Origin of the sequence: Corynebacterium sp. HMSC072D12 (assembly GCF_001813925.1) — a bacterium.
GTDB classification, from domain to species: Bacteria; Actinomycetota; Actinomycetes; order Mycobacteriales; family Mycobacteriaceae; genus Corynebacterium; species Corynebacterium aurimucosum.
In genome coordinates, this window is record NZ_KV814416.1 from 77,244 (window position 1) to 103,355 (window position 26,112).

Sequence of the window (26,112 nt, forward strand, 5' to 3'; positions counted from 1 at the left end):
AGCACATACCAACCTAATAGTTATGGAGGATTCAGCCGTGAGCGTTGAAGTAACCATCGAGATCCCTAAGGGCTCCCGCAACAAGTACGAGATCGACCACGAGACCGGCAAGGTCCACCTCGACCGCTACCTGTTCACCCCGATGGCCTACCCGGCTGACTACGGCTTCATCGACCACACCCTGGGTGAGGATGGCGACCCGCTGGACGCACTGGTCATCCTCCCGGAGCCGGTCTTCCCCGGCGTTGTCGTAGAGGCTCGTGTCCTCGGCGTGTTCAAGATGACCGACGAGGCCGGTGGCGACGACAAGCTGCTCGCCGTCGTCGATGACCCGCGCTGGGAGCGCTACCAGGACATCAACGATGTGGAACAGCACATCAAGGATGAGATCGAGCACTTCTTCACCCGCTACAAGGACCTGGAGCCGAACAAGGAAGTTACTGGCTCCGGCTGGGGCGACAAGGCTGAGGCAGAGAAGATCCTCGAGGAAGCGAAGGCTCGCTTCAAGTAAGCCGCTGCTTCCGCGTGCCAGCGAGAGCACTGTCAGGTACGTTTTGGTAAATAAGGGCTGAAAACCTACCAGTTTTTCGCCACTATTTGCGAAAACGTACCTTTTTCGTTCCGGGGGGAACATTGATTGAGATTTATCGGGGACGCGATGTCTCCCGCGGGGCTCGGCGCAAGGGAGCCATCAAGATTGCGAATGGCTTTTACCTCTCAAAGGAGCCAACACCGCTTCAGCTAGCACAAATCATGTCGCGTGAATGGCCTGACTTAGCGCTTGACGGCTATTCCGCCGCTCGCCGGTACTTAGAACAGCCCCTTCAATTCCCGCTCGAGTTTATTCGCGACTCCACTCTCCCATCGAGCACGTACTTTCGCAGTCGGCGGGCGCGCCCCAAGGCGCTGGGCAGCATGAACGGAGTCAATGTATGTAGTCCCCTGCAATGCATTGAGACGATGGCGCAGGAGGATGCCGTAGCCTTCATCGAAGCCTTCTTCGCCGGGCCGCACGGACGCTCGCGCATCGAGACCGAACAACTGGACTTTCGCCGCCTGCCCAAGCACACGCGTGAAATCCTAGAGAAGGCCATCGTCGGGGCGGATAGCAAGCCGGAGCGCGACCTCACCCGAGGCCTCGAGCCGCACGTCAAGGTCCGCAACAACGTGCGGGTTGGGTCCTACCGCTGGGACTTGGTGCTAGAGGAGTACAAGGTGGCCATCGAGGTGGACGGCTATGCCTATCACAAAGGCGAGAACCGGCAGCGTTTCGAAATCGACCGCCAGAAGCTTAACGACGCCATTCAACGCGGCTACCGGCCCCTCCACTTCACCGCCGCCACGATTGAGCACCACCTCGACGTCGCTGTGCACCAGGTGCTCGCGGTCATACAAGGGCGGGGTGAGTTCGTGCCTCCGCCGTGGAAGTGGCACCACTACTGGCGGTGGGAAGGCGAGCGTTGGGCAGGCTAGCGTTGCAGCTGTTCAGCCGCAACGTGCCGACAACGAACTGGGCTGACTAACGCTGCGGCTTACTAACACTGCAGCTAACTAACTACAGTGGGACGCGAGCCAGCCGTCGAGCTCGGATTCCGGGGCATCGGGAGCGATGGGGTCCTCGGCGAATTCCTCGCCCGTGCGCGCCTTGTCCTTGGCCGTGGTGAGCATGAGCGAGCGGCCGTCCGGATAATCCAGGACCACGTTGGCAGAGGCGTAGCCGGCAGTCGGCTCACCGAAGGTCCGCACGTTGTCCAGCCCGCGGAAGGCCAAGAGGGTGGCTTCGGCGGAGGAGGCGGTCTCACCGTCGGTCAGCACGGCGACGGGAACGTCGAGCTTGCCGCCCGCTGTGGTGGTTGCAGTACCTCCGCCGGTCACGGAGTTTCCGTCGATGACCACGTCAGTTGTGCCCATTCGGCTGACGAAGGAGAGCGCGGTGCCTTCCGGTAGCAGGGGGCTTAAGCCCGCATACATCGGCCCCATGTCGCCGCCGTCATTGCCCCGCAGATCCACCACGGCAGCGCAGGCCTCCGGGTGGGCGGTCAGACCCTGCGCAAGCGTGTCGGCATAGGCCTGGCCGTCATCGTGGCGGCCGATGGAGGGCACGGTCGCGCGCAGGACGCCGTCCTCGAAGTCGACCGAAGGCTCGGTGCTTTCGGCGGCCTTTTCCTTTTCGGTGCTAAAGACCTTGGAGTGCTTGCCGCCGGCGGCGTTGATGGCGGCATCGAGGAGCTCGGTGTTCGTGGGGTCCTCCTTGAAGGCCTCGCGTGCGCGCTGGAATTCCTCACTTTCGCCATAGATTCCGGAGAGCGCTGCGGTATCCACCATCGCGGTGTTGATGCGCTTCTCGCTGGCATTAAAAAGAAACACGGGTTTTCCGAAGAATGCCCCACCGTAAGAGGGGCCGAAGAAATACACGGCCGCAGCCACGGCGATGAGGGCAACGAGAAAAAGTCCGCCGAAGATTTTCAGTACAGTTTTCATTCTTTTCTCCCTCCGGTTCGCAGCACGTAGCCGCGCAGGGGCTCAACAAGGATAATGGCAAGCAGCGTGACCAGCCAGCCCACGGCTAGGAATCCGAAGGCCATGAGCAGACGGCCAAGAACGTCGACATTGCTTTGTTCGACGCTGGAGAAGAACATCAGCGAGGCGATCCCGCCGCCGAAAAGGAAGCCGAAGAAGCTCAATCCCACCACAGGCCCCATGATGGTCAGGACACCGGAGCGGAACTGGAAGCCGCGCGGCACGCCCATGAGATCCAGGGAGCGGATGAGTTCCTTGTCTTCGAAGATGCCGGAGACCTGCCCCAGAATGATGGACATGGTGGTCAGCGTGAAGCCGAAGATGAGGGTTAATAAGACACCGGTGGAGATGTCTTTGAATACCACGTTCATTCCGGGATCTTCCTTGAGCACGAGAGCCAAGGCGTCGGAGCCCAAGGGGGCGGCAACGAGAAAGCCCGCCAAATAGCCGAAGAACGCGATGGCCGCACTCCGCTTCCATGCCGGGCGCGCATTGCCCGCCACTCGCTGGCAGGCCACGAAGTGCGCGGTGCCAGGAAAGAGAGACATGATGTGTGCGCCGAGCTGCAAGATAAAAGGGGAAATGAGGTTGATGCTCATCACCATGCCAAACATGACCACGATGACCATGGCGGTCGGCGGGCCCGCCTTTCCGGAGAGCAACACACCACCGATACCCGCGATGATGAGGAAGACGATGACGCGCCACCAGCGATAGGCCGCGGGCATCTGGCGCTTGGCCACCCCCAGGGGGCTCACGCGCACGCGCTGCATGCCGACGAGTGCCGCACCGATAGCCAACACAAAGAGCACACCGGCCACGGCTAGATAACCCCACCACGGGAGAAGAATCTCGGATACAGCAATAGAACGCATCTGGAAGTCCACCTGCGTAAAGACCGGCGCGATGAGCAGGCTGATCAGCCCACCGAGCACGATGCCGATGATGGCTTGCAGGCCCGTCTCCACGATGGCCATGCGCTCCACCTGGCGGGAGCTCAACCCCAGAAGACGCAGGGTGGCCAGGCGCTGCTCCCGGCCGGAGGCGCCGAGGACGGCGGCTTGGGCTGTGAGGTTAAACAGCGCCGGAAGAATGAAGGCGCAGGCCAGCAGGGCCAGGGCAAACCAAGGATAAAGAAAGGCCTCCATCTCGTTGCCGAAGGCCTCCTTGAGCGCGGGCGCGGCTTCCTCGACGTGCTGGGCGCGTTGCCAAAACATCCACGTACCGCCCGCGACGAGGAAGGCAATGGCGGAACCAATGGTCAGGCTCACAATGGCCAGCAAGGAAACAATTCCTGTTCCGGAGCGCGCACGAATGGATTCGCGCTGCAGGTCAAAGACTAAAGTCGCGGTGTTCATCGGATCACCTCGAGGCGGCGGTCATCGTGGATGATGCCATCGCGAATCTCCACGCGGCGCTGCATCCAGTCGGCCACCTTCGGGTCGTGCGTGACCATGACCAGGCTCGCCCCGGACTGGCGCACGATGGTGGTCAGCATCTGCATGACCTCGTGACCCGTGGATTGGTCCAGCGCACCGGTGGGCTCGTCGGCGAAGACGACGCCCGGATTGGCCACCAGCGCACGCGCGATAGTCACGCGCTGCGCCTGGCCACCGGACACCTGCGCCGGGCGGCGATCCGCCAGGCCGCCCAGGCCCAGCTGGTCCAGCAGCTCCATCGCGCGCTTGCGGGCAGCACTCCGACCCATACCGTTAAGCATGGCTGGCAGCGCCACGTTATCCACGTTGCTCAGCTCCGGCAGCAATTGACCATCCTGGAAGACGAAGCCGAAGTTGCGCAGGCGGAGGCGGGAGCGGGGGCCGTCGCCAAGCGCGGAGAGCTCCTCATCTCCGTAGCGCACGCTGCCGTGCGTGGGGGTGAGCACGCCGGACATGCAGTGCAGCAGCGTGGACTTGCCGGAGCCGGACGGCCCCATGACGGCCACGAGCTCGCCCGGCGCGATGTCGAGGGAGATTCCGGCGAGCACCGGGCCGCCGCCAAAATCCTTGGTGATGTCTGTCAGGGAAAGTGTCTGTGCCATGTCTCTCATTCCACCGTGAAGGGCCCGCAGAAAGAACAGCCCTAGCGTTGCTCTTTAAGGTAGTGCCAGCACTACCCCTGTGATCAGTAGCGCCCGTTATGCTGAAAGCCGTGTTCCGAAGAAAGCCCCAGCCCGCCAACCATGAGCAACAGCAAGCACAGAAGATTGCGCAGCTCACGGCCTCGCGCCGCGCCATCGCGGATGCCTATGAGGTGGAGCGCGCACGCATCGAGCGCGACCTGCACGACGGCGCGCAGCAATACCTCGTGGCCGCGAGCATGAAGTTGGGTGAGGCACTTCTCGACGCCCCCGCAGACCTCGCTGAGCTTCTCACCGCCGCCAAGCAGGACGTGGACCGCGGCCTCAAGTCCTTGCGCGCCACGGTGCACGGCATCCACCCGCAGGTCCTGCAGGACCACGGTTTGGTCGCCGCGCTTGCCGACGCTGCTTCTTCCCACGGCCCCCACGTCAGCGTCTTCGCCCCGCATCCTTTGCCAAAGCTCTCCGCCTCCGTGCTGGCCTGCGGCTACTTCTTCGGCACGGAAGCTTTAACGAATGCGGCCAAGCACGCGCCCGGCGCGCCGGTCTCCGTTTTAGTGACCGCAGATGCCTCTTTAAAAATCACCGTGGTGGATGAGGGGCCGGGCGGCGCGCAGGTTGTACAAGGTCACGGCCTAGCGGGGATGGCCGAGCGCCTCGCCGCTTTCGGTGGCGAGATGACGCTGTCCTCTCCCCCGGGCGGGCCCACGAGGCTGGCGTGCTCGATTCCTCTTCTTCTCGATCGCGGACAGTCAGGAGTGTAAGAAATGAGTTTGAGAATCGTGGTGGCGGATGATTCCGCCATTCTGCGTGAGGGCCTCGCCGGCCTTCTGGAGCGCCGCGGGCATTCGATTGTGGGTCAGGCGGATTCTGCGCCGGCGCTCGAGGCGGTGGTGGACAAGCTGCGCGATGAGCTCCCGGATATCGTCATCACGGACGTGCGCATGCCACCGGCCATGGGCGATGACGGTTTGAAAGCCGCCGTGAACTTGAGAAATGCCTACCCGGGCTTACCCGTCATGGTGCTCTCCCAGTATGTAGCCCCCGCATACGCGGTGGAGCTCTTCGACTCCCCTGATGCTGGCACCGGCTACCTTTTGAAAGACCGCGTCTCCGAGGTGCGGGACTTCCTCTCCAGCCTGGACGTGGTGGCCCAGGGCGGTACCGTCATCGATCCCACCGTGGCGCAGGCTTTAATGAGCTCAGGGCGCAGCGGACTGGGCGAACTCACCCCGCGCGAGCGCGAGGTGCTCGAATTGATGTCGCGCGGAAAGTCCAACAAGGACATCGCCGCCGAGCTCGTCCTGTCTTCCGCCGCGGTGGCCAAGCACGTCTCCAATATCTTCACCAAGCTGCGTTTAGATCCCAGTGAAGACAACCGCCGCGTCAAGGCAATCTTGGAGTACCTCTCCGCGCACCGCTAAACCGGCCGCTGCCGTTTTGACCCCGTACTCCACACGGGTAGCAGCTGTATGTTTTCACTCCTCGAGCACGTTATCTTGACTACGTTCACGGTAAATAAGGCCCAAATTTTCGCGATTTTTCGGCCTTATTTACCGTGAACGACATCAAACCCCCTCGCACACTCACACAAAGAACCGGTGCCACATCCACGGCGGGTCCAGATACCGTTTCGTCCCTTGTGCCACCCCGCGCACCTGCTCCACCACCTTGTCTAGATGATGCTCAATCGTGGTCGCGGTGAAGTGGAGGGGCGTATAGCCGCGATGCACCACATCATTCAACTTTTGGCGGTCAAGCTCGAACTGCCGGCGGTTTTCCCCGCGGTGATAAGCGTAGCCGTCGACCTCGATGGCAATCTTGTGCTCTTCTAAAAGGAGATCCCACCGATAGGGACCGATTTTCGCGTTGTTGAGCACTTTAAAGAAGGGCTCCAGAGCACGAGTAAGGGCCCGCTCGGGCACACTATCCGCACCGATGACTGCTTTCTCTAACACTCGCCGAGTGTGTTGCGGGAACCGCCGAAAGTCCATGGAGAGCAACTTCAGCCGCTTTTCCGCGTCCCTACCAGACAAGAACGTTTCCAGGAACTTCACCGCATGCGTTTCTTCTATGGCCTCCACCGCCTGCAGTGGATTGCAGACGTTTATCCCGTCATAGGGGAATACCCCCTTTGGGCGGGCACGGCGACCGACATAAAAGCGCGTATCCTCTAAGCCTTTTTCGCGAATGAGCTGCAGTGGAAAGCCAGGTTTCCGCTCAAGAAGCACCATCGCTGCGGAATATCCGTCCAACGCACTGTCTGGCCAATGCCGGCTGAGCACCTGCGCTAGCTCGTATGCCGTTGGTTCACGCGGCAGGTACAGCCCCCGCGTAATTTTGATCGCCTCACCTTTGGCCGCTGCCGCTGCGCCTGCGCGGCCGACAATCTCCTCCATTTAGCCCCCTCCGATTGATTACCCCACCCCGTACTCCTCACAGTAAAGTGCCCCAACCAGTCCCGCAAGAAAACCCCGTAAGCTGGTGCGCATGCAGAACGTACAACCCACTGAAGTACCTGAAAACGCCCAGCTCATCGACGTCCGCGAGGGCCACGAGTGGAACACTGAGCATGCCCAAGGCGCCACGCACATTCCGATGGGACACCTCGTAGAGCGCCTCGACGAGATTGACCCGGACCGCGATATCTACGTCATCTGCCATGCAGGCGGGCGCAGCATGCAGGTCTGCCAGTACCTCGAGCACGCGAAAGGCTGGGACGTCATCAACGTCGACGGCGGCACGGACGCATGGAAGGCCCAAGGCCGCCCCATGGTTTACCCAAACTAGTGGGCCATAACCCATGATTTAAGTTTGCTACGGTAGGCGCGTAGTATCGTCGGCATGCCTACCTTTAACTCCGTATCGATTCCCACCTCGCTCCTAGAGTCCCCCTCCTTCCAGCTGGAGCGCCTCCGCCGCCGCACCCGCGAAGGCGTCGAGGCCGCACTACAAACGCAGAAGACCACCCTGCGCGAGTACTGGGTTCTCACCTGCCTGGTTGCGGAAGCCGCGTCCTCCCAGTCCGCACTATCGGAAACCTTGGCCATTGACGCTTCCGACATGGTGCGCCTGCTGGATTCACTGGAGTCTCGCAATTGGGTTAAGCGTGAGCGTGACTCCAAGGACCGCCGCCGCCAAATCATTGCTTCCACCAAGAAAGGCGTGAAGGCGCACAAAGAGCTCACCGTTTTGGTAGCGAAGGCCGAGGACGAAGCCCTCGACGCGTCCACCAACAAGCAGCTCAAGCACCTGCGCAAACTGGCCACCGCCATCATCGCAGCGGACGCACCGGCTGATGCAGAAAGCAGTGATGCTTAAATGACGGAACCCGATAATCTTCCCAGTACAGGGGGCCGCCATGCCCTACACACAGACGAGCCCGAGACCCCGGTAATGCCCGAGGTCCCCAAGCACTACCTCCTTGGTGATGAGGCCGCACCGGCGCGCACCCTCTGGGACATCGTTAAGACCACAGCCGAGCACTTCCCCGAGGCCGCGGCCCTCGACGACGGTGAAATCCTCACCTACGCCGAACTGCTTGCCGACGTCTCCGCATGGGCCACCGAACTCTACGCCAGCGGTGTGCGTCGCGGCGACCGCATCGGCATCCGCATGACCTCGGGCAAGCGCGAGCTCTACCTGGCTATCCTGGCCACGCTCGCCGCCGGCGCGGCCTACGTGCCCGTCGATGCCGACGACCCCGATGAGCGCGCCGAGATGGTCTTCGGCGAAGCCGATATCGATGGTGTGTTCACCGACGAAGGTTTCCGCATGTTGCGGGAGGGCGGGGCGCGGATGGCGCGCCCCGCGTTCGACGAAAAGGATGGCGGTGGAGATGGCGTCCCCTTCGAGGAACCGCGACCCGAAGACACCGCGTGGATCATCTTCACTTCCGGCTCAACGGGTAAGCCCAAGGGCGTGGCCGTAAGCCACCGCTCCGCGGCCGCCTTCGTTGATGCCGAGGCTGCCCTCTTTTTGGTGGATAGCCCGCACGGTCCGCTCGGTCCGGAGGACCGCGTCCTGGCTGGCCTCTCCGTAGCCTTCGATGCCTCCTGCGAGGAAATGTGGCTGGCCTGGGGCCACGGCGCCTGCTTGGTCCCGGCCCCGCGCTCCCTGGTGCGCTCCGGCATGGACTTAGGTCCCTGGCTGATCCGCCGCGACATCACGGTGGTCTCCACTGTGCCGACCTTGGCCGGCCTCTGGCCCGCCGAGGCCCTGGACAACATCCGCCTCCTCATCGTCGGCGGCGAAGCCTGCTCCCAGGAGCTCACGGACCGCCTGGCCACCGAGGACCGCGAGATGTGGAATACCTACGGCCCCACCGAAGCCACGGTCGTGGCCTGCGCGCAGCGCATGCTGCCGGGCAAGCCCGTGTCGATTGGGCTGCCGCTGAAGGGCTGGGACCTGGTGGTCGTCGACAAGCACGGCGTCCCCGTAAACATCGGTGAGGTAGGCGAACTCGTCATCGGTGGTGTGGGCCTGGCTGCTTACCTGGACCCAGTGAAGGATGCGGAGAAGTACGCGCCGCTGGAGTCCCTGGGCTGGGAGCGCGCCTACCGCACCGGTGACCACGTGCGCCTGGAAGAGGACGGCCTGTATTTTGTGGGCCGCGTCGATGACCAGGTCAAGATTGGTGGCCGCCGCATCGAGCTCGGTGAGGTGGAAGCTAACGTCGCCGCGTTGCCGAACGTGTACAACTCCGCCGTGGCTGTGCAGAAGACACCGGGCGGCGAGTCCGTGCTCGTCGGCTATGTCTCCCTGGATGACTCGGATGCCGGCTTCGACCACGAGGCCGCGCACGCCCGCCTGGCGGAGTCCATGCCGGCAGCGCTCGTCCCGCGCATCTGCGTCATGGAGGAGCTACCGATTCGCACCTCCGGCAAGGTGGATAAGAAGGCACTGCCGTGGCCGCTGCCGGGAGTGGGCGTCGAGGCAGACGGCCTCAACCCCACCGAGCAGTGGCTGGCGGAGCTGTGGGTGGACACCCTGGGTGTTTCCGTGGAGGACGTCAACGCTGATTTCTTCTCCCTCGGCGGCACCTCGCTGGCCGCGGCGACCTTGGTCGGCCGCATCCGCGAGCGCTTCCCCACCGTGGCCGTGCGCGATCTCTACGACCACCCGCGCCTGGGTTCCCTGGCGGAGCAGCTTGCCGGTGCCGAGTCCGTCGAGGACGCCGGGCCCGCGCGCGAGGTAAAACCCGTCGGCGTCGGCACGCGCCTCGCGCAAACACTCATCCAGATCCCCGTGATGACGCTGGCCGCCACGACGTGGCTGGCCTGGCTGCTGCTGGGCTCCAACCTGGCGAACCTGCTGGGCGTGGAGTGGGCCATGACCACGCCATGGTGGCTGGTCATCCTCCTTATCGTCATCTTTGTCACCCCCATCGGCCGCATCCCCATCGGCGGTTTCGGCGCGCGGCTTATCACCGCCGGGATTAAACCCGGCGACTATCCGCGCGGTGGCTCAACACACCTGCGTATTTGGGCAGCGGAACGCTGGGCGGATGCCTCCGGTTCGCGCTCAATTGCAGGTGCCACGTGGGTCAATAACTATGCCCGCGCGCTGGGAGTGAAGATGGGCCGCGGAGTGGACCTGCACTCGCTGCCGCCTGTAACGGGTCTGCTAACCCTGGGCAAGCACGCCGCGATTGAGCCCGAGGTCGATCTCTCCGGCTACTGGCTCGACGGCGATGTTCTGCACGTTGGTGCCATTGAGGTCAAGGAAGGTGCTCGCGTGGGCGCGCGCTCGACGCTGCTTCCAGGCACCGTCGTGGGCAAGGATGCCCACGTCGAGGCCGGCTCCACCGTCACTGGGCGCAAGAAGATCAAGGACGGCCAGCGCTGGTCCGGCTCGCCTGCCAAGAAGGTGGGCCGCTCCAAGCATCGCTTCCCGTCGCATGCCCCGAAGCGCCGCCCGTGGTGGGTAGCCATCTACGGCGCTACTTCTATCCTGCTGGCCCTCCAGCCCATCGTGGCGCTGGCCGTGGGTGCTGCCGTGGTCGTTGCCCTCATCGCGGTGACCGATGGTTCCCCTTACGTCGGCTCTATCTTCTTCGCTCCGCTCGGTGCCCTGGCGGCGTTTGCCACCTTCATGCTGCAAACCTGGCTGGGCGTGCGCATCCTCTCGCTGGGTATCAAGCCCGGTGTGGCGCCGGTGCGCTCCGCCAAGGGCTGGCGTCTGTGGGCCATCGAGCGCCTCATGGACGAGGCACGCACGCAGCTCTTCCCCATCTATGCCTCGCAGCTCACCCCGGCGTGGCTGCGTTCCTTGGGCGCGACGATTGGCAAGGACGTGGAGATTTCCACGGCCGTCATGGTTCCCAAGCTCACCGAGGTCAAGGACGGTGCGTTCCTGGCGGATGACACCATGATCGGCGGCTATGAGCTCGGTGGCGGGTGGATGCTCACGGGTGAGACCAAGGTGGGCAAGCGTTCCTTCGTGGGCAACTCTGGCATCACCGGACCCGGACGCAAACTATCGAAGAACTCGCTGGTTGCCGTGCTCTCCTCGACGCCGAAGAAGACCAAGTCCGGTGCCAACTGGTGGGGTTCCCCGCCGGAGCGCATGCGCCGCGTGGAGGCCCACGTGGACGGTGTGGAGGGCGAATCCCTCACCTATAACCCGGGCTTTGGGGTCAAGGCCGCGCGTGGTGCGATTGAAACCATGCGCCTGCTGGCTCCGATGACCTCGGCCATGTTGCTGGCGGGCACGTTGGCATCGCTCTACGCTCTTGCCGACGCCCTCGGCATCGCCACCGCCTGGGCCCTCGGCGGCCTCATCCTCATGGTGGCGGGCGCCATCGCGATGGCGATCACCGTGGCGGTCAAGTGGATCTGCGTGGGCACGCAGACCGCTGGCGACCACCCTCTGTGGTCCGCCTTCGTGTGGCTCAACGAGCTGCAGGACACCTTCGTGGAGGCGGTGGCCGCCCCGTGGTTCTTTACTCACACCTATGGCATGGGCGAAATCAACCAGGGCCTGCGCGCGCTGGGCGTGACGATTGGCCGCGGCGCCTGGATCGATTCCTACTGGTTCCCAGAGACGGACCTGTGCTTTGTGGGCGAAGGCGCTTCCGTCGGCCCGGGCACCGTGGTGCAAACACACCTCTTCCAGGACCGCGTCATGAGCCTAGATACCGTCACCATCAAGGCTGGTGCCACCTTGGGCTCGCATTCGGTGGCGCTGCCGGCCTCGGTCATCGGCAGCGTGGCAACGGTTGGCCCCGGCTCCTTGGTGATGCGTGGCGACCAAGTCCCGGGCAACTCCGAGTGGCAGGGAAACCCGATTGAGCCCTGGAAGAAATAGATAAAAAAATAAAGGAGGCGGCAGGTTTACCTGCCGCCTCCTTTTATGCCTGACTCGCTAATGAGCGGTCGGGGTGCCGTGATTAGTCACCGATCTGGTCGCGACCGCGCTTGACAATCTTGTCATCCACCTGGTCAACGAGCTCGTGGTCCTTGTTGGTGTACTCAAACTTGGAGAGCACGTAGCGCATCGCGTTGATGCGGGCACGCTTCTTGTCGTTGGATTTAATGGTGATCCACGGAGACTCTTCCGTATCGGTGTAGCGGAACTGCTCCTCCTTGGCGCGGGTGTAATCATCCCACTTATCCAAGGACGCTAGGTCCATGGGCGAAAGCTTCCACTGACGGACGGGGTCAATCTGGCGAATAGCGAAGCGAGTGCGCTGTTCCTTGCGAGTCACGGAGAACCATAGCTTAGTCAGCGAAATGCCAGAGCCGAGAATCATGTTCTCCAGCATCGGCACCTCGCGCAGGAACTCTGCGTGCTGGGACTCTGTGCAGAAGCCCATGACGCGCTCCACACCGGAGCGGTTGTACCAGGAGCGGTCGAAGAAAACGATTTCACCACCGGACGGGAAGTGCTGAATATAGCGCTGGAAGTACCACGACGTGGACTCGCGCGGGGAAGGCTTCTCCAGCGCCACGGTGCGCGCACCACGCGGGTTGAGGTGCTCGTTGAAACGCTTAATGGTGCCGCCCTTACCCGCGGCATCGCGGCCCTCGAAGAGGATAATGTGGCGCTGGCCGGTTTCCTTCGTCCAGTTCTGCCATTTCAGCAGCTCAATCTGCAGGGCGCGCTTGATGGATTCGTACTCATCGCGCGTCATGCGCTCCTCGTACGGGTAGTTCTCGCGCCAAGTCTCGACAGGCGAGCCATCCGGCATGATCAGCGAGGGATCATCTTCATCAGAGTCATCGACGACGTAGCCGTCGGTCTGCGCAAGGTCGATCTCGGGGAGTTCGTCGTCTTTAATGTCAGCCATACCTTTAATTCTATCTAGGAAGCAGACATCTGGCGTGATAAAAGAAGTTGTAGCCGCGTGATTTACCCCCGTATGCCCGATGGGCGGCAGCATCCGCCCAGAATGTACGTTTCTAACAATTAGTGCCCCCAAAAGTCGGGCGAGATCTGGGGGCTTAAATGATCGTTCCGTACCCGCCGCGCGTACACGTTGGTACGTTTTCGCACGCAAGCTCATGAAACCGCCTGGTTTCGGGGGCTTATTTGCGAAAACGTACCACGCCACCGCGCTGGCCGAACTCAGTCCGGCGGCCCAGTCCTAGGCATCCGTCCGACGGCGAATTTCGGAAATGGGAAACCCCGCTGCCCAAATGGGTCAGCGGGGTTAGCGCTTAGTACTGCGTGAGCAGCGTGCTTTTTAGAGCAGGCCGATCAGCTTGGAAGCGCCGGAAGCCATGTCGCCCAGGTTGTAGAAAATGTTGAGCAGGAGGCCGATGATGCCGGAGGAAGAAAGGGTACCCATTTGAAATCTCCTTGGGATTGAAAGTGTGTGTTTAGTGCTGCCCTAAAGGGAAGCTAGTTTACTTCTTGGAGGACAGAGCCTCGAGAGCGGAGGTGTTCGGCTTAACAACGAAGGAGTCACCCTGCTGAGCAGCGTCGGAGATAGCGTCGAAGACGCCAGCGAAGCCGGTGAAGAGCTTCTTGATGCCGTCAGCGAAGGTAGCGAAGTTACCGAGCTGGTCACCGATGAAAGAAAGATCCATTGTGGTCTCCTCTTGTGAAGTCCGGGTAAAGAGATTGCCCGGAGGGGGTTTGCGGTTTTGCAGACACCCTCAGCGGGCGTCACAAGGAACTATTTTGGCACACCACTGACACATTGCAAGTGAATTCGTGGGTGATTTTTCGCGCAAAGCGCTCCGAAAATCAGAATCACTTTTCAGGTTATTAATTCATCTTCTATTAACCTAGCCTGCAACAACGCGCCTATCTGCAGAAATAGGGAGCGCTCGAAATGAAAGCTTAAGAAATCTTCCTCAGAACGTAACGTTAGCTCCCTGAACCACGATTCATAGGCTTGCTTTACAGAGTAAACTCGCGAAATATTTTTCGCAGGAGCGCCCCGAATTACCCCTATTCGGGGTGCTATAAGGACACAAAAGTGTCTCAAGAGGAAGAAAGCTCCCCACGGTCAACCGTGGGGAGCTCGTAATTTGCTAGGGGGCTGAGGCCTAGAAGCCCATACCGCCCATTGCGTCAGCGTCCGGCATGCCAGCGCCTGCACCGGCCGGCTCCGGCTTATCAGCCACAACCGCCTCGGTGGTCAGGAACAGGGCTGCGATGGACGCAGCGTTCTGCAGCGCGGAGCGGGTGACCTTCACCGGGTCGTTGATGCCCGCAGCCATCAGGTCCACGTACTCGCCAGAAGCGGCGTTGAGTCCCTGGCCAGCCGGCAGGGAGGCAACCTTGTCAGCGACAACACCCGGCTCCAGACCAGCGTTCTGAGCAATCTGCTTCAGCGGAGCAGAGAGTGCCTCGCGCACGATCTTGACGCCAGTAGCCTCGTCACCGGTGAGGTCCGAGAGGGAATCCAGAACCTCGGCTGCCTGCAGCAGAGCCACGCCACCACCGGCGACGATGCCCTCCTCTACGGCAGCCTTAGCGTTGCGCACGGCATCCTCGATGCGGTGCTTACGCTCCTTGAGCTCAACCTCGGTAGCGGCACCAACCTTGAGGACTGCCACGCCGCCAGCCAGCTTGGCCAGGCGCTCCTGCAGCTTCTCGCGGTCGTAATCAGAATCGGAGTTCTCGATCTCGGCGCGAATCTGCTTGATACGGCCGTCGATCTGCTCCTGGGAACCAGCACCCTGAACGATGGTGGTCTCATCCTTGGTCACAACGACCTTGCGTGCCTGGCCGAGGTACTCGATCTCAGCGGTCTCCAGGGAGAGGCCGACCTCCTCGGAGATGACCTGGCCGCCGGTGAGGATAGCCATGTCCTGCAGGGTGGCCTTGCGGCGATCACCGAAGCCCGGAGCCTTCACAGCAACGGACTTGAAGGTGCCGCGGATCTTGTTGACCACGAGGGTGGACAGGGCCTCGCCCTCAACATCCTCAGCGATAATCAGCAGCGGCTTGCCGGTCTGCATGACCTTCTCCAACAGCGGGACGAGGTCCTTGATGTTGGAGATCTTGGAGGAAACCAGCAGGATGTACGGATCCTCGAGGACTGCCTCCTGGCGCTCCATGTCGGTAGCGAAGTAGCCAGAGATGTAGCCCTTGTCGAAGCGCATACCTTCAGTGACCTCAAGGTCAACGCCGAAGGTGTTGGACTCCTCAACGGTGATAACGGAATCCTTGTTCACGGAGCCGTTACCCACGGTGTACATAGCCTCAGCGATCTTCTCGCCGATTGCCGGGTCAGCGGCGGAGATACCTGCAGTGGTGGCAATCTCTTCCTGGGTCTCTACTTCCTTAGCGGAGGAGAGCAGGGAGTCAACAACCTTCTTGGTGGCGGCCTCGATGCCACGCTTAATGCCCATCGGGTTGGAACCAGCGGCTACGTTGCGCAGGCCCTCACGCACGAGAGCCTGCGCCAGAACGGTAGCGGTGGTGGTGCCGTCACCGGCAACGTCATCAGTCTTCTTGGCTACTTCCTTGACCAGCTCTGCGCCGATCTTCTCGTACGGGTCCTCGAGCTCGATCTCGCGCGCGATGGAGACACCGTCGTTAGTAATGGTCGGGGCGCCCCAGGACTTCTCCAGGACGACGTTGCGGCCCTTGGGGCCGAGGGTGACCTTGACGGCGTCGGCCAGCGTGTTGAGACCACGCTCGAGGCCGCGACGTGCCTCTTCATCGAAGGCAATGATCTTTGCCATGTGTTTGTGCTCCTTAAGCTTTGTTGAGGACGACACTCACGTCTGATCTATGACGGACGCCCGCGACGGCACGGCTGGCGAGTGTTCTCCAGCCCCAACCACATAGATGACTTTGTTTATTTCTGGCACTTGCCATGTGGAAGTGCTAGCGACCATTCTGGCACTCAGACCTACCGACTGCAAGGTTCAACACGAACGCTATAAGCGAACGGGCGGTGCATAAGCACCGCCCATCAAAGTAAACTGCCCGCTAAATCGAACCGCCCGTTAAACCGAACCGCTCATCAACACGAAACCTTTATCGCGTTTAAGACGCAGCCTTCTTCGCTGTCCACTTGTAGGCCGCAGCAATACCGCCAACAAAGAGAATGACGCCAACGAACTTGGCTGCCGTCCCGCCCTCGAAGATCTCCAGCGGGGACTCGCCGGCCGAGGCCGCGATGATACCCGCGTTGACCACGCCGAAGAGGGACTCTCCCACGATGAGGCCAGTAGCCAGCAGCGTACCCATGCGCTTGACAAAATCCGGCTTGGACTGGCGGGCTGCCCAACGATTGTAGAAGTAACCCAGGAAAGCACCGATCGGCACCACAACGGTGATGGCTGCCGGCAGGTACATGCCCATGCCCACGGCCAGCGGCGACAGAGAGTACTTGTCGGTGAAGTAGCGCAGGCACTCGTCCACGATGATGATGACGGCACCAATTGCCGCGCCCAGACCGATGAGATCCCACGGCAGGGAGTTATCGAAAATACCGGAGGCCACCGAGGACATCAGTGCGGCCTGCGGTGCAGCCAGTGCATCCTCGCCAGCGCCCTCCATGCCCTGGAAGCCAAAGCCGGTGAGCATGACCTGCAGAATCGGCGGAATCACCAGGGAACCGAAAAGGACACCGATGATGAGTGCTACCTGCTGCTTCCACGGCGTCGCGCCGACCAGCTGACCAGTCTTGAGGTCCTGCAGGTTGTCATTGGAAATAGTCGCAATGCCGAAGACAATGGCCGCGGTAAACAGCGTGTAGGCCACCAGCGAGAGCGGCTCCGCATCCGTACCGCGGGTCACGGCGGCAATCAGCAGCGCCGCGGCGATGACCGCGATGATGCCAATAGAGGAAATCGGCGAGTTAGAGGCACCAATCAGGCCAGCCATGTAGCCGCACACCGAAGCGATAACGAGGCCCACCAGCAAGGTAAAGAGCACGGAGACCGTGATCAGGACGGCCATGTGATCGTGAATATCGGTACCGCGCACGAAGTTCCACAGCAAAAGTCCAATCGGAATCATCAGGACCAAGATGGTGCCAATGACATAGGGCGCTGGAATATCGCGCTCCTCCACTGCCACTTGCTGGCCATCCTTGCGGTTGCGGGAGGAGGCGAAGGACTCAGCCATGCCCTTGACAATCGGGCCCGTAATCTTAACCAGCGTCCACACGGCCGCGATGGCCATGGTGCCCACGCCGATGAAGCGGATCCTATCGGAGAAGACCGTATCGACGGTCTCCATGATGGCGGCCGGATCTCCCAGACCCTCACCACCGGTGAGGATGGGCAGCAGGATGAGGTAGGAAATAACCACGCCGACGAGCATGGCGATACCGACGGCCAGGCCCACGAGGTGGCCCACGCCGACCAGCGCCAGCGAGAGGGAGGTGCCTAGCGTCGTCGCACCTGAGCCGAATTTGAAGTAGGTGGCCACCTCAGAGGCAGCCGCCTTCATTGCTGCCAGTAAAGCCATAAACGCGGAGAGGATACCGCCAAAGACAATGACGCGCAGGCCCTTCGCGTTTTCCTCGTGGACGGCTTCGCCGTCCTCACCGGAGCTATCGCCCACCTTGAGGACCTCGGCCGCGGCCACACCCTCCGGGTAGGGCAGGTCCGAGCCCGTCACCAGCGCGCGGCGGAGCGGGATGGAGTACATCACGCCGAGCACACCACCGATGGCGCACACCGCGGCGGTATCGATGAAGGAAAAGCCCTGCCAGTAGCCCACCATCACCAGGCCTGGGAGCACGAAGATGATGGCGGACAAGGTACCGGCTGCCGACGCGATGGTCTGCACAATGTTGTTCTCTTTGACGTTGTGCCCGGCAAAGCGGCGCAGCACCGCCATGGAAATCACGGCGGCAGGAATGGACGTGGCAAATGTCAGGCCTACTTTAAGGCCGAGATACACGTTGGCGGCAGTAAAGATCAGAGTGATAAGTCCACCGATAATAATGCCGCGCAGCGTGAGCTCGCGGAGCGTGGACTGGGAACCTTCGGCGGTCGTCGTCGCCATGTCAGGTCCTTTCTAAGGAATAGTTACTAGAACCCGGGATATATTACTCCCTACTTGTCGATAGACCGATTCGGGGATACGAGTAGGTTGGAGGGCATGACCAAGATTTCTGAGTTTGTCAGCAACGACCGAGATACCATTTTCCAGCAGCTCAAGGAGCTCGTCTCCTTCAATTCCGTCCACAACGAGCCGGGTCTAGAGGAGCAGACCGCGAAGGCAGCGGAGTGGGTTCACGCCGCGCTTGTCGACGTCGGCTTCACCCCCGAAGCCATCACCACCGCTGATGGTTCCACGGCGATCGTCGCCAAGCGCCCCGGCAAGGAAGGCGCGAAGACGGTGCTGCTCTACTCGCACTATGATGTCGTGCCCGCCGGCAACCCGGAGGCCTGGGGCTCCGATCCCTTCACGCTGACCGAGCGCGATGGCCGCTGGTACGGCCGCGGCGCCGCGGACTGCAAGGGCAACGTCGCTATGCACCTGGCGGCGCTGCGTGCGCTCGACGCTCACGGTGGAACCGACCTCAACCTCACCGTGCTTATTGAGGGTTCTGAGGAACGCGGCGGCGAGGGCCTGTCCGCGCTCATCGAGGAGCGCCCGGAGCTCTTCGCGGCCGATGCGATCCTCATCGCCGATGCTGGCAACGCCAAGGTGGGTGTGCCGACGCTGACGACCTCCCTGCGCGGCGGCTCGCAGATCAACGTCAAGGTCTCCACCCTCCACTCGGCTGTGCACTCCGGCCAGTTCGGCGGCGCGGCTCCCGACGCCGTCAAGGCGCTCATGCGCGCGCTGGATTCCCTGACGGATGAGTATGGCCGCACGACTATCGACGGCGTCGATTGCGAGGGCACCTGGCCGCTGGCCGAGGGTCAGGACACCGCCTACAGCGAGGAAAACTTCCGCGCCGACGCGCAGATGCTTGAGGGCACCGAGGTCATGGGCGCGAAGGACCCGGCCGGTGCCACCGCCATCGCGGATATGATTTGGGCCCGCCCGGCGATTACCGTCACCGGCTTTACCTCCACCCCGGTGGCCGAGGCCGTCAACGCCGTGCCCGCTACCGCTGAGGCCAATATCAACCTGCGCACCCCCGCCACCATGGATCCCCGCGCCACCGCGGAGGCCGTGGCCGAGCACCTGAAGAAGCACGTCCCGTGGGGCGCACACATCGAGGTCACCATCCTGGAGGCCAACCTGGGATTCGAAACCGATCCGGCAAAGCCCGCCGTGGCTCTGCTCGGCGAGTGCCTCGGCGAGGCTTTCGGGGCCGAGACCATCACCCAGGGCATGGGCGGATCCATCCCGCTGACCGTGGAGCTGCAGGAGAAGCACCCGAATGCCGAGATCGCGCTCTTTGGCGTCGAGGAGCCGCAGTGCACCATCCACTCCGCCAATGAGTCGGTCGACCCGAGCGAAATTGAAAAGATCGCCATCGCTGAAGCGCTCTTCCTCCAGCGCTTCGCCTAGGCTCCAGACCAACGCCCAGCCACAGGATGCGCCGGGCGTTGGTCTCTCTTCTCCTGAGCTAGGCGGTTGGCGAGGTGGCGGAACGCCAACAGGAGACGCATATATAACTGTATGAAACGAAAATGTGAAAACTGGGATTTCAGACTGTATCGTGAGCATTAGTGAACGCCCGCCAGCGCGGTGGGTTTAACCCAGTCCCCCGACAAGGAAAGGACGCCACCGCAACCTCGTGCTCACTCTCTTTTGCGCCTTGGTCGTAGCATCCATCGCCGCTCCATTCCTCATTTTCTACCTTGGCCGCCGCGCCTTCGGGCTCTTGGCAATCGCGCCCGCAGTCGGCTTCTTCTGGGTACTCCAGCAGCTCACTACTGGCACGCTACGCAACGGAAACCAGCTGGCTTATGACCTCAACTGGATGCCAGCCGCGCACCTCAATATCAGCTTCCGCATGGACGCGCTTTCCGCGCTATTCAGCCTCATCATCTTGGGCGTAGGCGCGCTGGTCTTGCTTTATTGCTGGGGCTATTTCGACCATCCTCGGCGGCGCCTCGCCCTCTTTGGTGGCCAGATGGTGGGCTTTGCCACGGCTATGTATGGCCTGGTCATTTCCGATAATTTCCTGCTGCTCTACGTCTTCTGGGAAATCACCTCCCTGCTGTCTTTCCTCTTGGTGAGCTATTACGGCGAGCGCGCCTCGTCGCGTCGATCAGCGCAGCAGGCGCTCATGGTGACCGTTCTGGGCGGCCTCGCCATGCTAGTGGGCATTACCCTCCTCGGCCGCCAGACCGGCGAGTGGTCTTTCAGCGGAATCGCCGCCACCGAAGACCTGGCCAACACCCCCTACCTCACCGTGGCGATCGTGCTCATTCTCTGCGGTGCGCTCTCCAAGTCCGCCATCGCCCCCGCCCACTTCTGGCTGCCCGGCGCCATGGCCGCGCCGACCCCTGTCTCGGCCTACCTGCACTCCGCGGCGATGGTGAAGGCCGGCATCTACCTCGTCGCGCGCCTTGCCCCCTCGGTGCATGACATTTCCACCTGGCACCTGGTGGTCATCCCCCTGGGCGCCTTCACCATGCTGCTCGGCGGCTGGATGGCGCTCAAGCAGCGTGACCTGAAGCTGGTTTTGGCTTATGGCACCGTCTCACAGCTGGGCTTTATCACCGCCATCATCGCCATCGGATCCCGCGAGGCCATGCAGGCAGGACTAGCGCTGACCTTCGCGCACTCCCTCTTCAAGGCCGCGCTCTTCATGATCGTCGGCGCTATCGACCATTCGACGGGAACGAGGGACATCGACAAGCTCGCGGGCCTGGGCAAGAAGAACCCCGCGCTGTATGTCCTGGCTATCCTCCCCGCGATGTCCATGGCGGGTATCCCGCCGCTGCTGGGGTTTGTGTCCAAGGAAGCCACGCTAGAAGCCATCATGCACGAGGAGCTGCTCGTCGGCATGCCGCGCAACATGCTGCTCGTTGCCGTCGTCGTCGGCTCCGCGCTGACGATGGCCTATGCCCTGCGCTTCTTGTGGGGCGCGTTCTCCTCCAAGGGGCAGGAAGAGCCTTCGGAGGCAGTGGCACACATGCACCACATCGGCCCCTTCCTGTGGATCCCGCCGACGGTGCTGACCTTGCTCACCATCTTCTTTGGCCTGCGGCCGCTGCCGCTATCCCACGGCATCACGCAGCACCTGGACAACACTTTTGGGACGGAGCAGGCTTCCGAACTAGCCCTATGGCATGGCTTCACCATCGCGCTGCTGCTTTCCGTGGTCATTGTCGCCGCCGGTTTCCTCCTGCACTGGCAGCGCCAGGCGCTCACGAAGGCCCAGTTCACCTACCCGGCCCTGGGCTCGGCAGATGATTCCTACGACGCCGTGATCAACGCCCTACGCCAGCTCTCCCTGCGCATCACCGCCTCCACCCAGCGCGGTTCGCTGCAGTTCAACCTCACGGTCATTTTCGCCACGCTCATGGTGCTGCCCATCGTCATGCTCATCAACGGTGATATCACCAACGTGCACATGATCGTGGCTGAGAACCCTTGGCAGGCCATCGCTGCGGTGATCATCATCATCGCCGCTGTCGCAGCCACCGTGCTGGATAACCGCCTCTCGGGCGTCATCCTCGTCGGCGTGACCGGCTACGCCTTGTCTTTCATCTTCGCGCTACAGGGCGCGCCGGATTTGGCACTGACGCAGCTGCTTGTGGAGACCATCATCATGGTGCTCTTCATGCTGGTACTGCGCCGCATGCCGGCCAATACCGAGTGGAAGCAGGAGCCCAAAACCGGTCGCTTGCGCGCCTGGCTGGCAGTCGGCGTGGGCCTGGCCGTCACCGTGATCGGTATGTTCGCTATCAACGCCCGGCGCGAGGAACCTATCTCGCAGTACATGCCGGAGTTGGCCAAGGAGATTGGCCACGGCGCCAACACGGTCAACGTCCTGCTCGTGGACCTGCGTGCGTGGGATACCTTTGGCGAGATCACGGTGCTCGTCATTGCCGCAACGGGTATTGCCTCGTTGATTTTCCGCACGCAAAGCTTTACCCGCGCCTCCCGCCGCCCGACCTTGCAGGTCACTGGGCGCCGCTGGCTGGCTGCAGGCGTGGAATCGGAGAAGGCGCTCAACCGCTCGCTCATGGTGGACGTGAGCACCCGTATTCTCTTCCCCTCGATGATGGTGCTGTCCCTGTACTTCTTCTTCGGCGGCCACAACGCCCCTGGCGGCGGTTTTGCTGGCGGCCTCGTGGCAGCCTTGGCGCTGATTCTGCGCTACCTGGCGGGCGGCCGCGAGGAGCTCGAGGAGGCGCTGCCACTCGACGGCGGCCGCACCATGGCGGTAGGCCTGCTGTTCTCCCTCAGCGCCGTCATCACCCCGATGCTCCTGGGCTATCCGCCGCTGACCTCTGGGTACACGAAGATCGGCGTACCGCTCATCGGTGATGTTTCCTTGCCGTCGGCGCTCATTTTCGACGCCGGTGTCTACCTCATCGTCGTCGGTCTCACGCTCTATGTCTTGTCTTCCTTGGGTGCCAAGCTCGATGAGGAAGAAGAGATGCGTAAGCAGCGCGCCCGCGACCGCGCCCGTTCCCTGTCACGCCGGGCGAAAGAGAAAGAAACCACTGCCACCGCAGAGAAAGGACACGCCTAATGGATGCCAACCTCATGCTCCTGCTCGCTGCGGGCGTGCTCTGCGGCGCCGGGGTGTACTTATTGCTAGACCGCGCCATGACCAAGATGCTGCTCGGCATCTTGCTGCTGGGCAATGGCGCGAACCTCTTCATGCTCATGGCTGGCGGCAATGCGGGCTCACCGCCAATCGACGGCCGGACCTCCTTGCCCTATGGCGAGGACATCGCCGATCCACTGGCCCAGGCGATGATCCTCACGGCCATCGTCATTTCGATGGCGCTGACCGGCTTCATCCTCACCTTGGCCTACCGCCAATATCGCTACCGCACCGCGGACGTGATTGAGGATGACACCGAGGACGCCGCCATCGCCGCGATTGCCTCACGTCCGGGCAACGCCTCGGCTGCCCCCGACCATGACGCCTCCAATGACCCGACCACCGGCCGCAACACCAAGGAAGGCGATAAATTTGGCCCCGAATTCTTCGAGGCTCCCGTGAAGGAGGCCACCGATGAGTGAGACCATCTCACCCCTGGTGGATCTGCTGCTGCCCTATATCAGCTACCTGATCCCCCTGCCGATCATCATCCCGGCCTTGGCTGCCGCGCTAGCGATGCTTTGTGCACGCAATGCCAATGCGCAGCGCCGCATCGCTTTCTTCTCCCTGCTCACGCTCGCCACCGTGAATGCCGCTCTGATTTTCATCGCGGATACCACCGGCATTCAAACCCTGCAGGTGGGCGGCTGGGACGCCCCAGTGGGCATCACGCTGGTGGCGGACCGTTTGTCCACGGTCATGCTCTTTACCTCCTCCGTCGTCCTGTTCTCCGTCATGTGGTACGCCATTTCACAGGGCGTGCGCGACGGCACTAAGGACGAGCCGGTGGCGACCTTCCTGCCCACCTACATGTTGCTAACCATGGGCGTGAACGTGTCCTTCCTGGCCGGTGACTTGTTCAACCTCTACGTGGGCTTCGAAATCTTCCTCGTGGCCTCCTATGTGCTGCTGACCCTCGGCGCCTCGCCCGCACGCGTGCGGGCCGGCGTGGGCTACGTCATGGTCTCCATGGCCTCCTCGCTCATCTTCGTGCTGGCCTTGGCTTATATCTACGCCACGGTGGGCACGATGAACATGGCCCAGATTGGCATCCGGATGGAGGATATCCCGGCGGGTACCCGCTCCGCAGTGTTCGCCGTGCTGCTCATTGCCTTTGGCATTAAGGCGGCCGTCTTCCCGTTGGATGCCTGGCTGCCGGACTCCTACCCCACCGCACCTTCCCTCGTCACCGCGGTCTTCGCGGGCCTGCTCACCAAAGTTGGTGTCTACGCCATCATTCGCGCGCGTACCTCAATCTTCACCGATGGAGGGCTGGATGGCCTGCTCATGTGGGTCGCGCTGGCCACGATGCTCGTGGGTATTTTGGGTGCTATCGCCCAATCGGATATCAAGCGATTGCTGTCCTTCACGCTGGTCAGCCACATCGGCTATATGATCTTCGGCGTTGCCCTCGGAACCGCGCAGGGATTGTCAGGCGCCATCTTCTACGCCGTGCACCACATTCTGGTGCAGACTGCGCTCTTCTTGGTCGTGGGCCTCATCGAGCGCCAAGCCGGTACCTCCTCGCTGCGGCGCTTGGGCTCGCTGATTTATACCGCGCCGCTCATCGCCATCTTGTACTTCATCCCAGCCATGAACCTGGGTGGCATCCCTCCCTTCTCCGGCTTCCTGGGCAAAATCATGCTGCTCCAAGCCGGCGCGAACGAGGGCTCGTGGATGTCCTGGGTCCTCATCGGCGGCGCGGTGGTCACCTCCCTGCTCACCTTGTATGTCATGGTGCTCGTCTGGGCCAAGGGCTTCCTGCGTGACCGCGGCGATGCCCCCGAGGGCAACCTCGCCATGGTGCGTCCTTCCCCGCTGGGCGAGGTCACCGAATACGTCGAGCTGGCAGATCGCGATGATGTCGGCCGCGTGCCCTTCGGCATGCTGGCCTCCACGTCCCTACTCGTCATCGCTTCGGTGTCGATGTCCTTCCTGGCGGGCCCCATCTCCGGTGTCACCACCCGCGCGGCCACCTCGGCGCAGGATGATTCCATCTACCGTTATGCCGTGCTGGGTGATTCCGCCGAGGCCCCGACGCGCCACCTAGACCCCGCCGAGCGCTACGAGGAGGGCGCGGATTCCCGCAAGAACCGGAGCGAGCCCATCCCGGATCCGGAGCCGGTGGCGCCGACAACGAGGACGTCGCCAAGCGCCACGCCCGCTCTGCCCACCACCGTGCGCAAGGATGAAAAGGAGGTATCGCGATGAGATTTGCCGGGGTTAAGCACCGCTTCCGGCCCTGGTTCATGGTGTGGATCATCGTCATGTGGTGCATGCTCATGGGCGAGGTCACCGTGGCGAACCTGGCAGGCGGGCTGCTTGCCAGCCTGTTCATCGTCTTCGCGCTACCGCTGCCGGCCATGCCCGTGGCAGGAATTTCGGTGAGCTGGGGCAAGCTTTTCATCTTCATGGCGCAGTGGTTTGTGGAGCTAATGGAAGCTTCCATCAAGGTTGGCTGGCTGGCGGTGCGCCCGCAGGAAGTGCCGAAGACCGCGATTGTGAAGTTGCCGATGCGCGTGGAGAACGAGTTCGTTCTCGCGCTGGCGGTGAGCTTGTATAACCTGCAGCCGGGCGGCACGGTGTCCGATATCGATATTGCCAACCGCATGCTCACCATCCATCTCCTCAACGCTGACTCTGAGGAACACTTGGAGCGGGAGATCGCGGCGGTGCGCAAGCTGGAAGCCGATATGATTGCCATCTTCGAAAGGAGCCACCCCTGATGGATACTGACGTGTATAACATCCTGCTCACTGTGGCCGCGGGCTTCCTCGTGGTGGCCTTCCTCATCACCACGTGGCGCATCGTCATCGGCCCCAACTCGCTCGACCGGCTCATCGCCATGGACGGGCTCGTGGCCATGTTCCAATGCGCCCTGGCCACCTATATCTGTTGGACCTTGGACACCACAGTCTCCAACGCGATGCTGGTCGTGGCGCTCCTCGGATTCATTTCGACGGTCTCCGTTACTCGCTTCAGGAAGAGGGATTCATGAGTTACGCACTGATTGCCGATGTCCTCTCCATCATCCTCATCCTCGTCGGCTCGATACTCATTCTGGCGGCCGCGATTGGAGTGGCACGGTTTGGGGACACGATGGCGCGCGTGCATGCCATCGCTAAACCACAGACCACGGGGCTCATCTTCACCATTCTGGGCGCCATCATCAAGGTGACGGGTTCGGAAAGCTTCAGCGTGGCTGAGCGCGGCGACTTGGGCATCCTGGTGCTGCTTGTCCTTTTCGCCATGATCACCAGCCCGGTGACCGCACAAAGAACCACGCGTATCGCTCGCCGCGAGGGCCTGTACGGCACGCCGGATTCGATGCTGCGCAACGAGGCCCCCGCCGCGCGTTCCCTGCGCCGAAAGTAAGGACACGGGCCCCTTCTCCCAGGAA

Annotated in this window: 22 protein-coding genes; 14 read left to right on the forward strand and 8 right to left on the reverse strand. The window is 62.2% G+C overall.

The window, feature by feature from the left end; all coding sequences use genetic code 11:
- Positions 1-37: 37 nt before the first annotated feature.
- Both HMPREF2943_RS10775 and HMPREF2943_RS10780 read left to right on the forward strand, forming a co-directional pair.
- Complete coding sequence (locus HMPREF2943_RS10775; protein ID WP_010188812.1) at positions 38-511, forward strand: inorganic diphosphatase; 474 nt, start codon at positions 38-40, stop codon at positions 509-511.
- Between the two features lie 404 nt (positions 512-915).
- Positions 916-1,473 (forward strand): endonuclease domain-containing protein, encoded by a 558-nt coding sequence (locus HMPREF2943_RS10780; RefSeq protein WP_246817308.1) that lies wholly within the window; start codon positions 916-918, stop codon positions 1,471-1,473.
- A 78-nt stretch (positions 1,474-1,551) separates the two neighbouring features.
- Here the strand turns inward: HMPREF2943_RS10780 and HMPREF2943_RS10785 are convergent, their stop codons facing one another.
- The 3 genes from HMPREF2943_RS10785 to HMPREF2943_RS10795 are packed head-to-tail and all read right to left on the reverse strand — an operon-like array spanning position 1,552 to position 4,561.
- Positions 1,552-2,481, reverse strand: coding sequence for a S41 family peptidase (locus HMPREF2943_RS10785; RefSeq protein ID WP_070711579.1), 930 nt, complete (start codon positions 2,479-2,481; stop codon positions 1,552-1,554).
- Entirely contained in the window at positions 2,478-3,878 is a 1,401-nt protein-coding gene (locus tag HMPREF2943_RS10790; protein ID WP_070445866.1) for an FtsX-like permease family protein, read from the reverse strand. Before HMPREF2943_RS10790 ends, HMPREF2943_RS10785 begins: the two co-directional genes overlap by 4 nt.
- Positions 3,875-4,561 carry an ABC transporter ATP-binding protein gene (locus HMPREF2943_RS10795; protein ID WP_070645535.1) on the reverse strand — a complete coding sequence of 229 codons (687 nt, stop codon included), beginning with the start codon at positions 4,559-4,561 and terminating at the stop codon, positions 3,875-3,877. Before HMPREF2943_RS10795 ends, HMPREF2943_RS10790 begins: the two co-directional genes overlap by 4 nt.
- Before the next feature lie 98 nt (positions 4,562-4,659).
- Here HMPREF2943_RS10795 and HMPREF2943_RS10800 point away from each other — a divergent pair, with 98 nt between their 5' ends.
- A complete protein-coding gene (locus HMPREF2943_RS10800) occupies positions 4,660-5,364 on the forward strand; it encodes a sensor histidine kinase (RefSeq protein WP_070711580.1) in 705 nt (234 codons plus the stop codon).
- Between the two features lie 3 nt (positions 5,365-5,367).
- Complete coding sequence (locus tag HMPREF2943_RS10805; protein ID WP_070645531.1) at positions 5,368-6,024, forward strand: LuxR C-terminal-related transcriptional regulator; 657 nt, start codon at positions 5,368-5,370, stop codon at positions 6,022-6,024.
- A gap of 162 nt (positions 6,025-6,186) precedes the next feature.
- Here HMPREF2943_RS10805 and HMPREF2943_RS10810 read toward each other — a convergent pair whose 3' ends face one another.
- On the reverse strand, positions 6,187-6,999 hold the full coding sequence (locus HMPREF2943_RS10810; RefSeq protein ID WP_070564135.1) for an endonuclease domain-containing protein: 813 nt from the start codon (positions 6,997-6,999) through the stop codon (positions 6,187-6,189).
- 91 nt (positions 7,000-7,090) lie between these two features.
- Between HMPREF2943_RS10810 and HMPREF2943_RS10815 the strand changes: the two genes are divergently transcribed.
- From HMPREF2943_RS10815 to HMPREF2943_RS10825, 3 genes are all read left to right on the forward strand, one after another.
- Entirely contained in the window at positions 7,091-7,390 is a 300-nt protein-coding gene (locus HMPREF2943_RS10815) for a rhodanese-like domain-containing protein (protein ID WP_070711733.1), read from the forward strand.
- Positions 7,391-7,444: 54 nt separating this feature from the next.
- Entirely contained in the window at positions 7,445-7,921 is a 477-nt protein-coding gene (locus tag HMPREF2943_RS10820) for a MarR family winged helix-turn-helix transcriptional regulator (RefSeq protein WP_070445848.1), read from the forward strand.
- A gap of 75 nt (positions 7,922-7,996) precedes the next feature.
- Positions 7,997-11,908 (forward strand): Pls/PosA family non-ribosomal peptide synthetase, encoded by a 3,912-nt coding sequence (locus tag HMPREF2943_RS10825; protein ID WP_210399738.1) that lies wholly within the window; start codon positions 7,997-7,999, stop codon positions 11,906-11,908.
- An 82-nt stretch (positions 11,909-11,990) separates the two neighbouring features.
- Here HMPREF2943_RS10825 and ppk2 read toward each other — a convergent pair whose 3' ends face one another.
- The 4 genes from ppk2 to HMPREF2943_RS10845 all read right to left on the reverse strand — a co-directional run bounded on the left by ppk2 (position 11,991) and on the right by HMPREF2943_RS10845 (position 18,025).
- Positions 11,991-12,890, reverse strand: coding sequence for a polyphosphate kinase 2 (ppk2, locus tag HMPREF2943_RS10830; RefSeq protein ID WP_070711582.1), 900 nt, complete (start codon positions 12,888-12,890; stop codon positions 11,991-11,993).
- A 559-nt stretch (positions 12,891-13,449) separates the two neighbouring features.
- Positions 13,450-13,632 carry a PorH family porin gene (locus HMPREF2943_RS10835; protein WP_070711583.1) on the reverse strand — a complete coding sequence of 61 codons (183 nt, stop codon included), beginning with the start codon at positions 13,630-13,632 and terminating at the stop codon, positions 13,450-13,452.
- Positions 13,633-14,097: 465 nt separating this feature from the next.
- Entirely contained in the window at positions 14,098-15,744 is a 1,647-nt protein-coding gene (gene groL, locus HMPREF2943_RS10840; protein ID WP_070445838.1) for a chaperonin GroEL, read from the reverse strand.
- Between the two features lie 307 nt (positions 15,745-16,051).
- Positions 16,052-18,025, reverse strand: coding sequence for an OPT family oligopeptide transporter (locus HMPREF2943_RS10845; protein WP_070711584.1), 1,974 nt, complete (start codon positions 18,023-18,025; stop codon positions 16,052-16,054).
- 96 nt (positions 18,026-18,121) lie between these two features.
- Between HMPREF2943_RS10845 and HMPREF2943_RS10850 the strand changes: the two genes are divergently transcribed.
- The 7 genes from HMPREF2943_RS10850 (at position 18,122) to HMPREF2943_RS10880 (ending at position 26,087) form a co-directional block, all read left to right on the forward strand.
- Positions 18,122-19,489 (forward strand): dipeptidase, encoded by a 1,368-nt coding sequence (locus HMPREF2943_RS10850; RefSeq protein ID WP_070645523.1) that lies wholly within the window; start codon positions 18,122-18,124, stop codon positions 19,487-19,489.
- Positions 19,490-19,718: 229 nt separating this feature from the next.
- Positions 19,719-22,634 carry a Na+/H+ antiporter subunit A gene (locus HMPREF2943_RS10855; RefSeq protein ID WP_070711585.1) on the forward strand — a complete coding sequence of 972 codons (2,916 nt, stop codon included), beginning with the start codon at positions 19,719-19,721 and terminating at the stop codon, positions 22,632-22,634.
- Positions 22,634-23,134, forward strand: coding sequence for a Na(+)/H(+) antiporter subunit C (locus tag HMPREF2943_RS10860; RefSeq protein WP_070711586.1), 501 nt, complete (start codon positions 22,634-22,636; stop codon positions 23,132-23,134). Before HMPREF2943_RS10855 ends, HMPREF2943_RS10860 begins: the two co-directional genes overlap by 1 nt.
- Positions 23,127-24,923, forward strand: coding sequence for a Na+/H+ antiporter subunit D (locus HMPREF2943_RS10865; RefSeq protein WP_070711587.1), 1,797 nt, complete (start codon positions 23,127-23,129; stop codon positions 24,921-24,923). The genes HMPREF2943_RS10860 and HMPREF2943_RS10865 overlap by 8 nt, the downstream gene beginning before the upstream one ends.
- A complete protein-coding gene (locus HMPREF2943_RS10870; RefSeq protein WP_070711588.1) occupies positions 24,920-25,438 on the forward strand; it encodes a Na+/H+ antiporter subunit E in 519 nt (172 codons plus the stop codon). The genes HMPREF2943_RS10865 and HMPREF2943_RS10870 overlap by 4 nt, the downstream gene beginning before the upstream one ends.
- Positions 25,438-25,710 carry a monovalent cation/H+ antiporter complex subunit F gene (locus tag HMPREF2943_RS10875; protein ID WP_010188770.1) on the forward strand — a complete coding sequence of 91 codons (273 nt, stop codon included), beginning with the start codon at positions 25,438-25,440 and terminating at the stop codon, positions 25,708-25,710. The genes HMPREF2943_RS10870 and HMPREF2943_RS10875 overlap by 1 nt, the downstream gene beginning before the upstream one ends.
- Entirely contained in the window at positions 25,707-26,087 is a 381-nt protein-coding gene (locus HMPREF2943_RS10880; protein WP_070445814.1) for a monovalent cation/H(+) antiporter subunit G, read from the forward strand. Before HMPREF2943_RS10875 ends, HMPREF2943_RS10880 begins: the two co-directional genes overlap by 4 nt.
- The last annotated feature ends 25 nt before the right edge of the window (positions 26,088-26,112 follow it).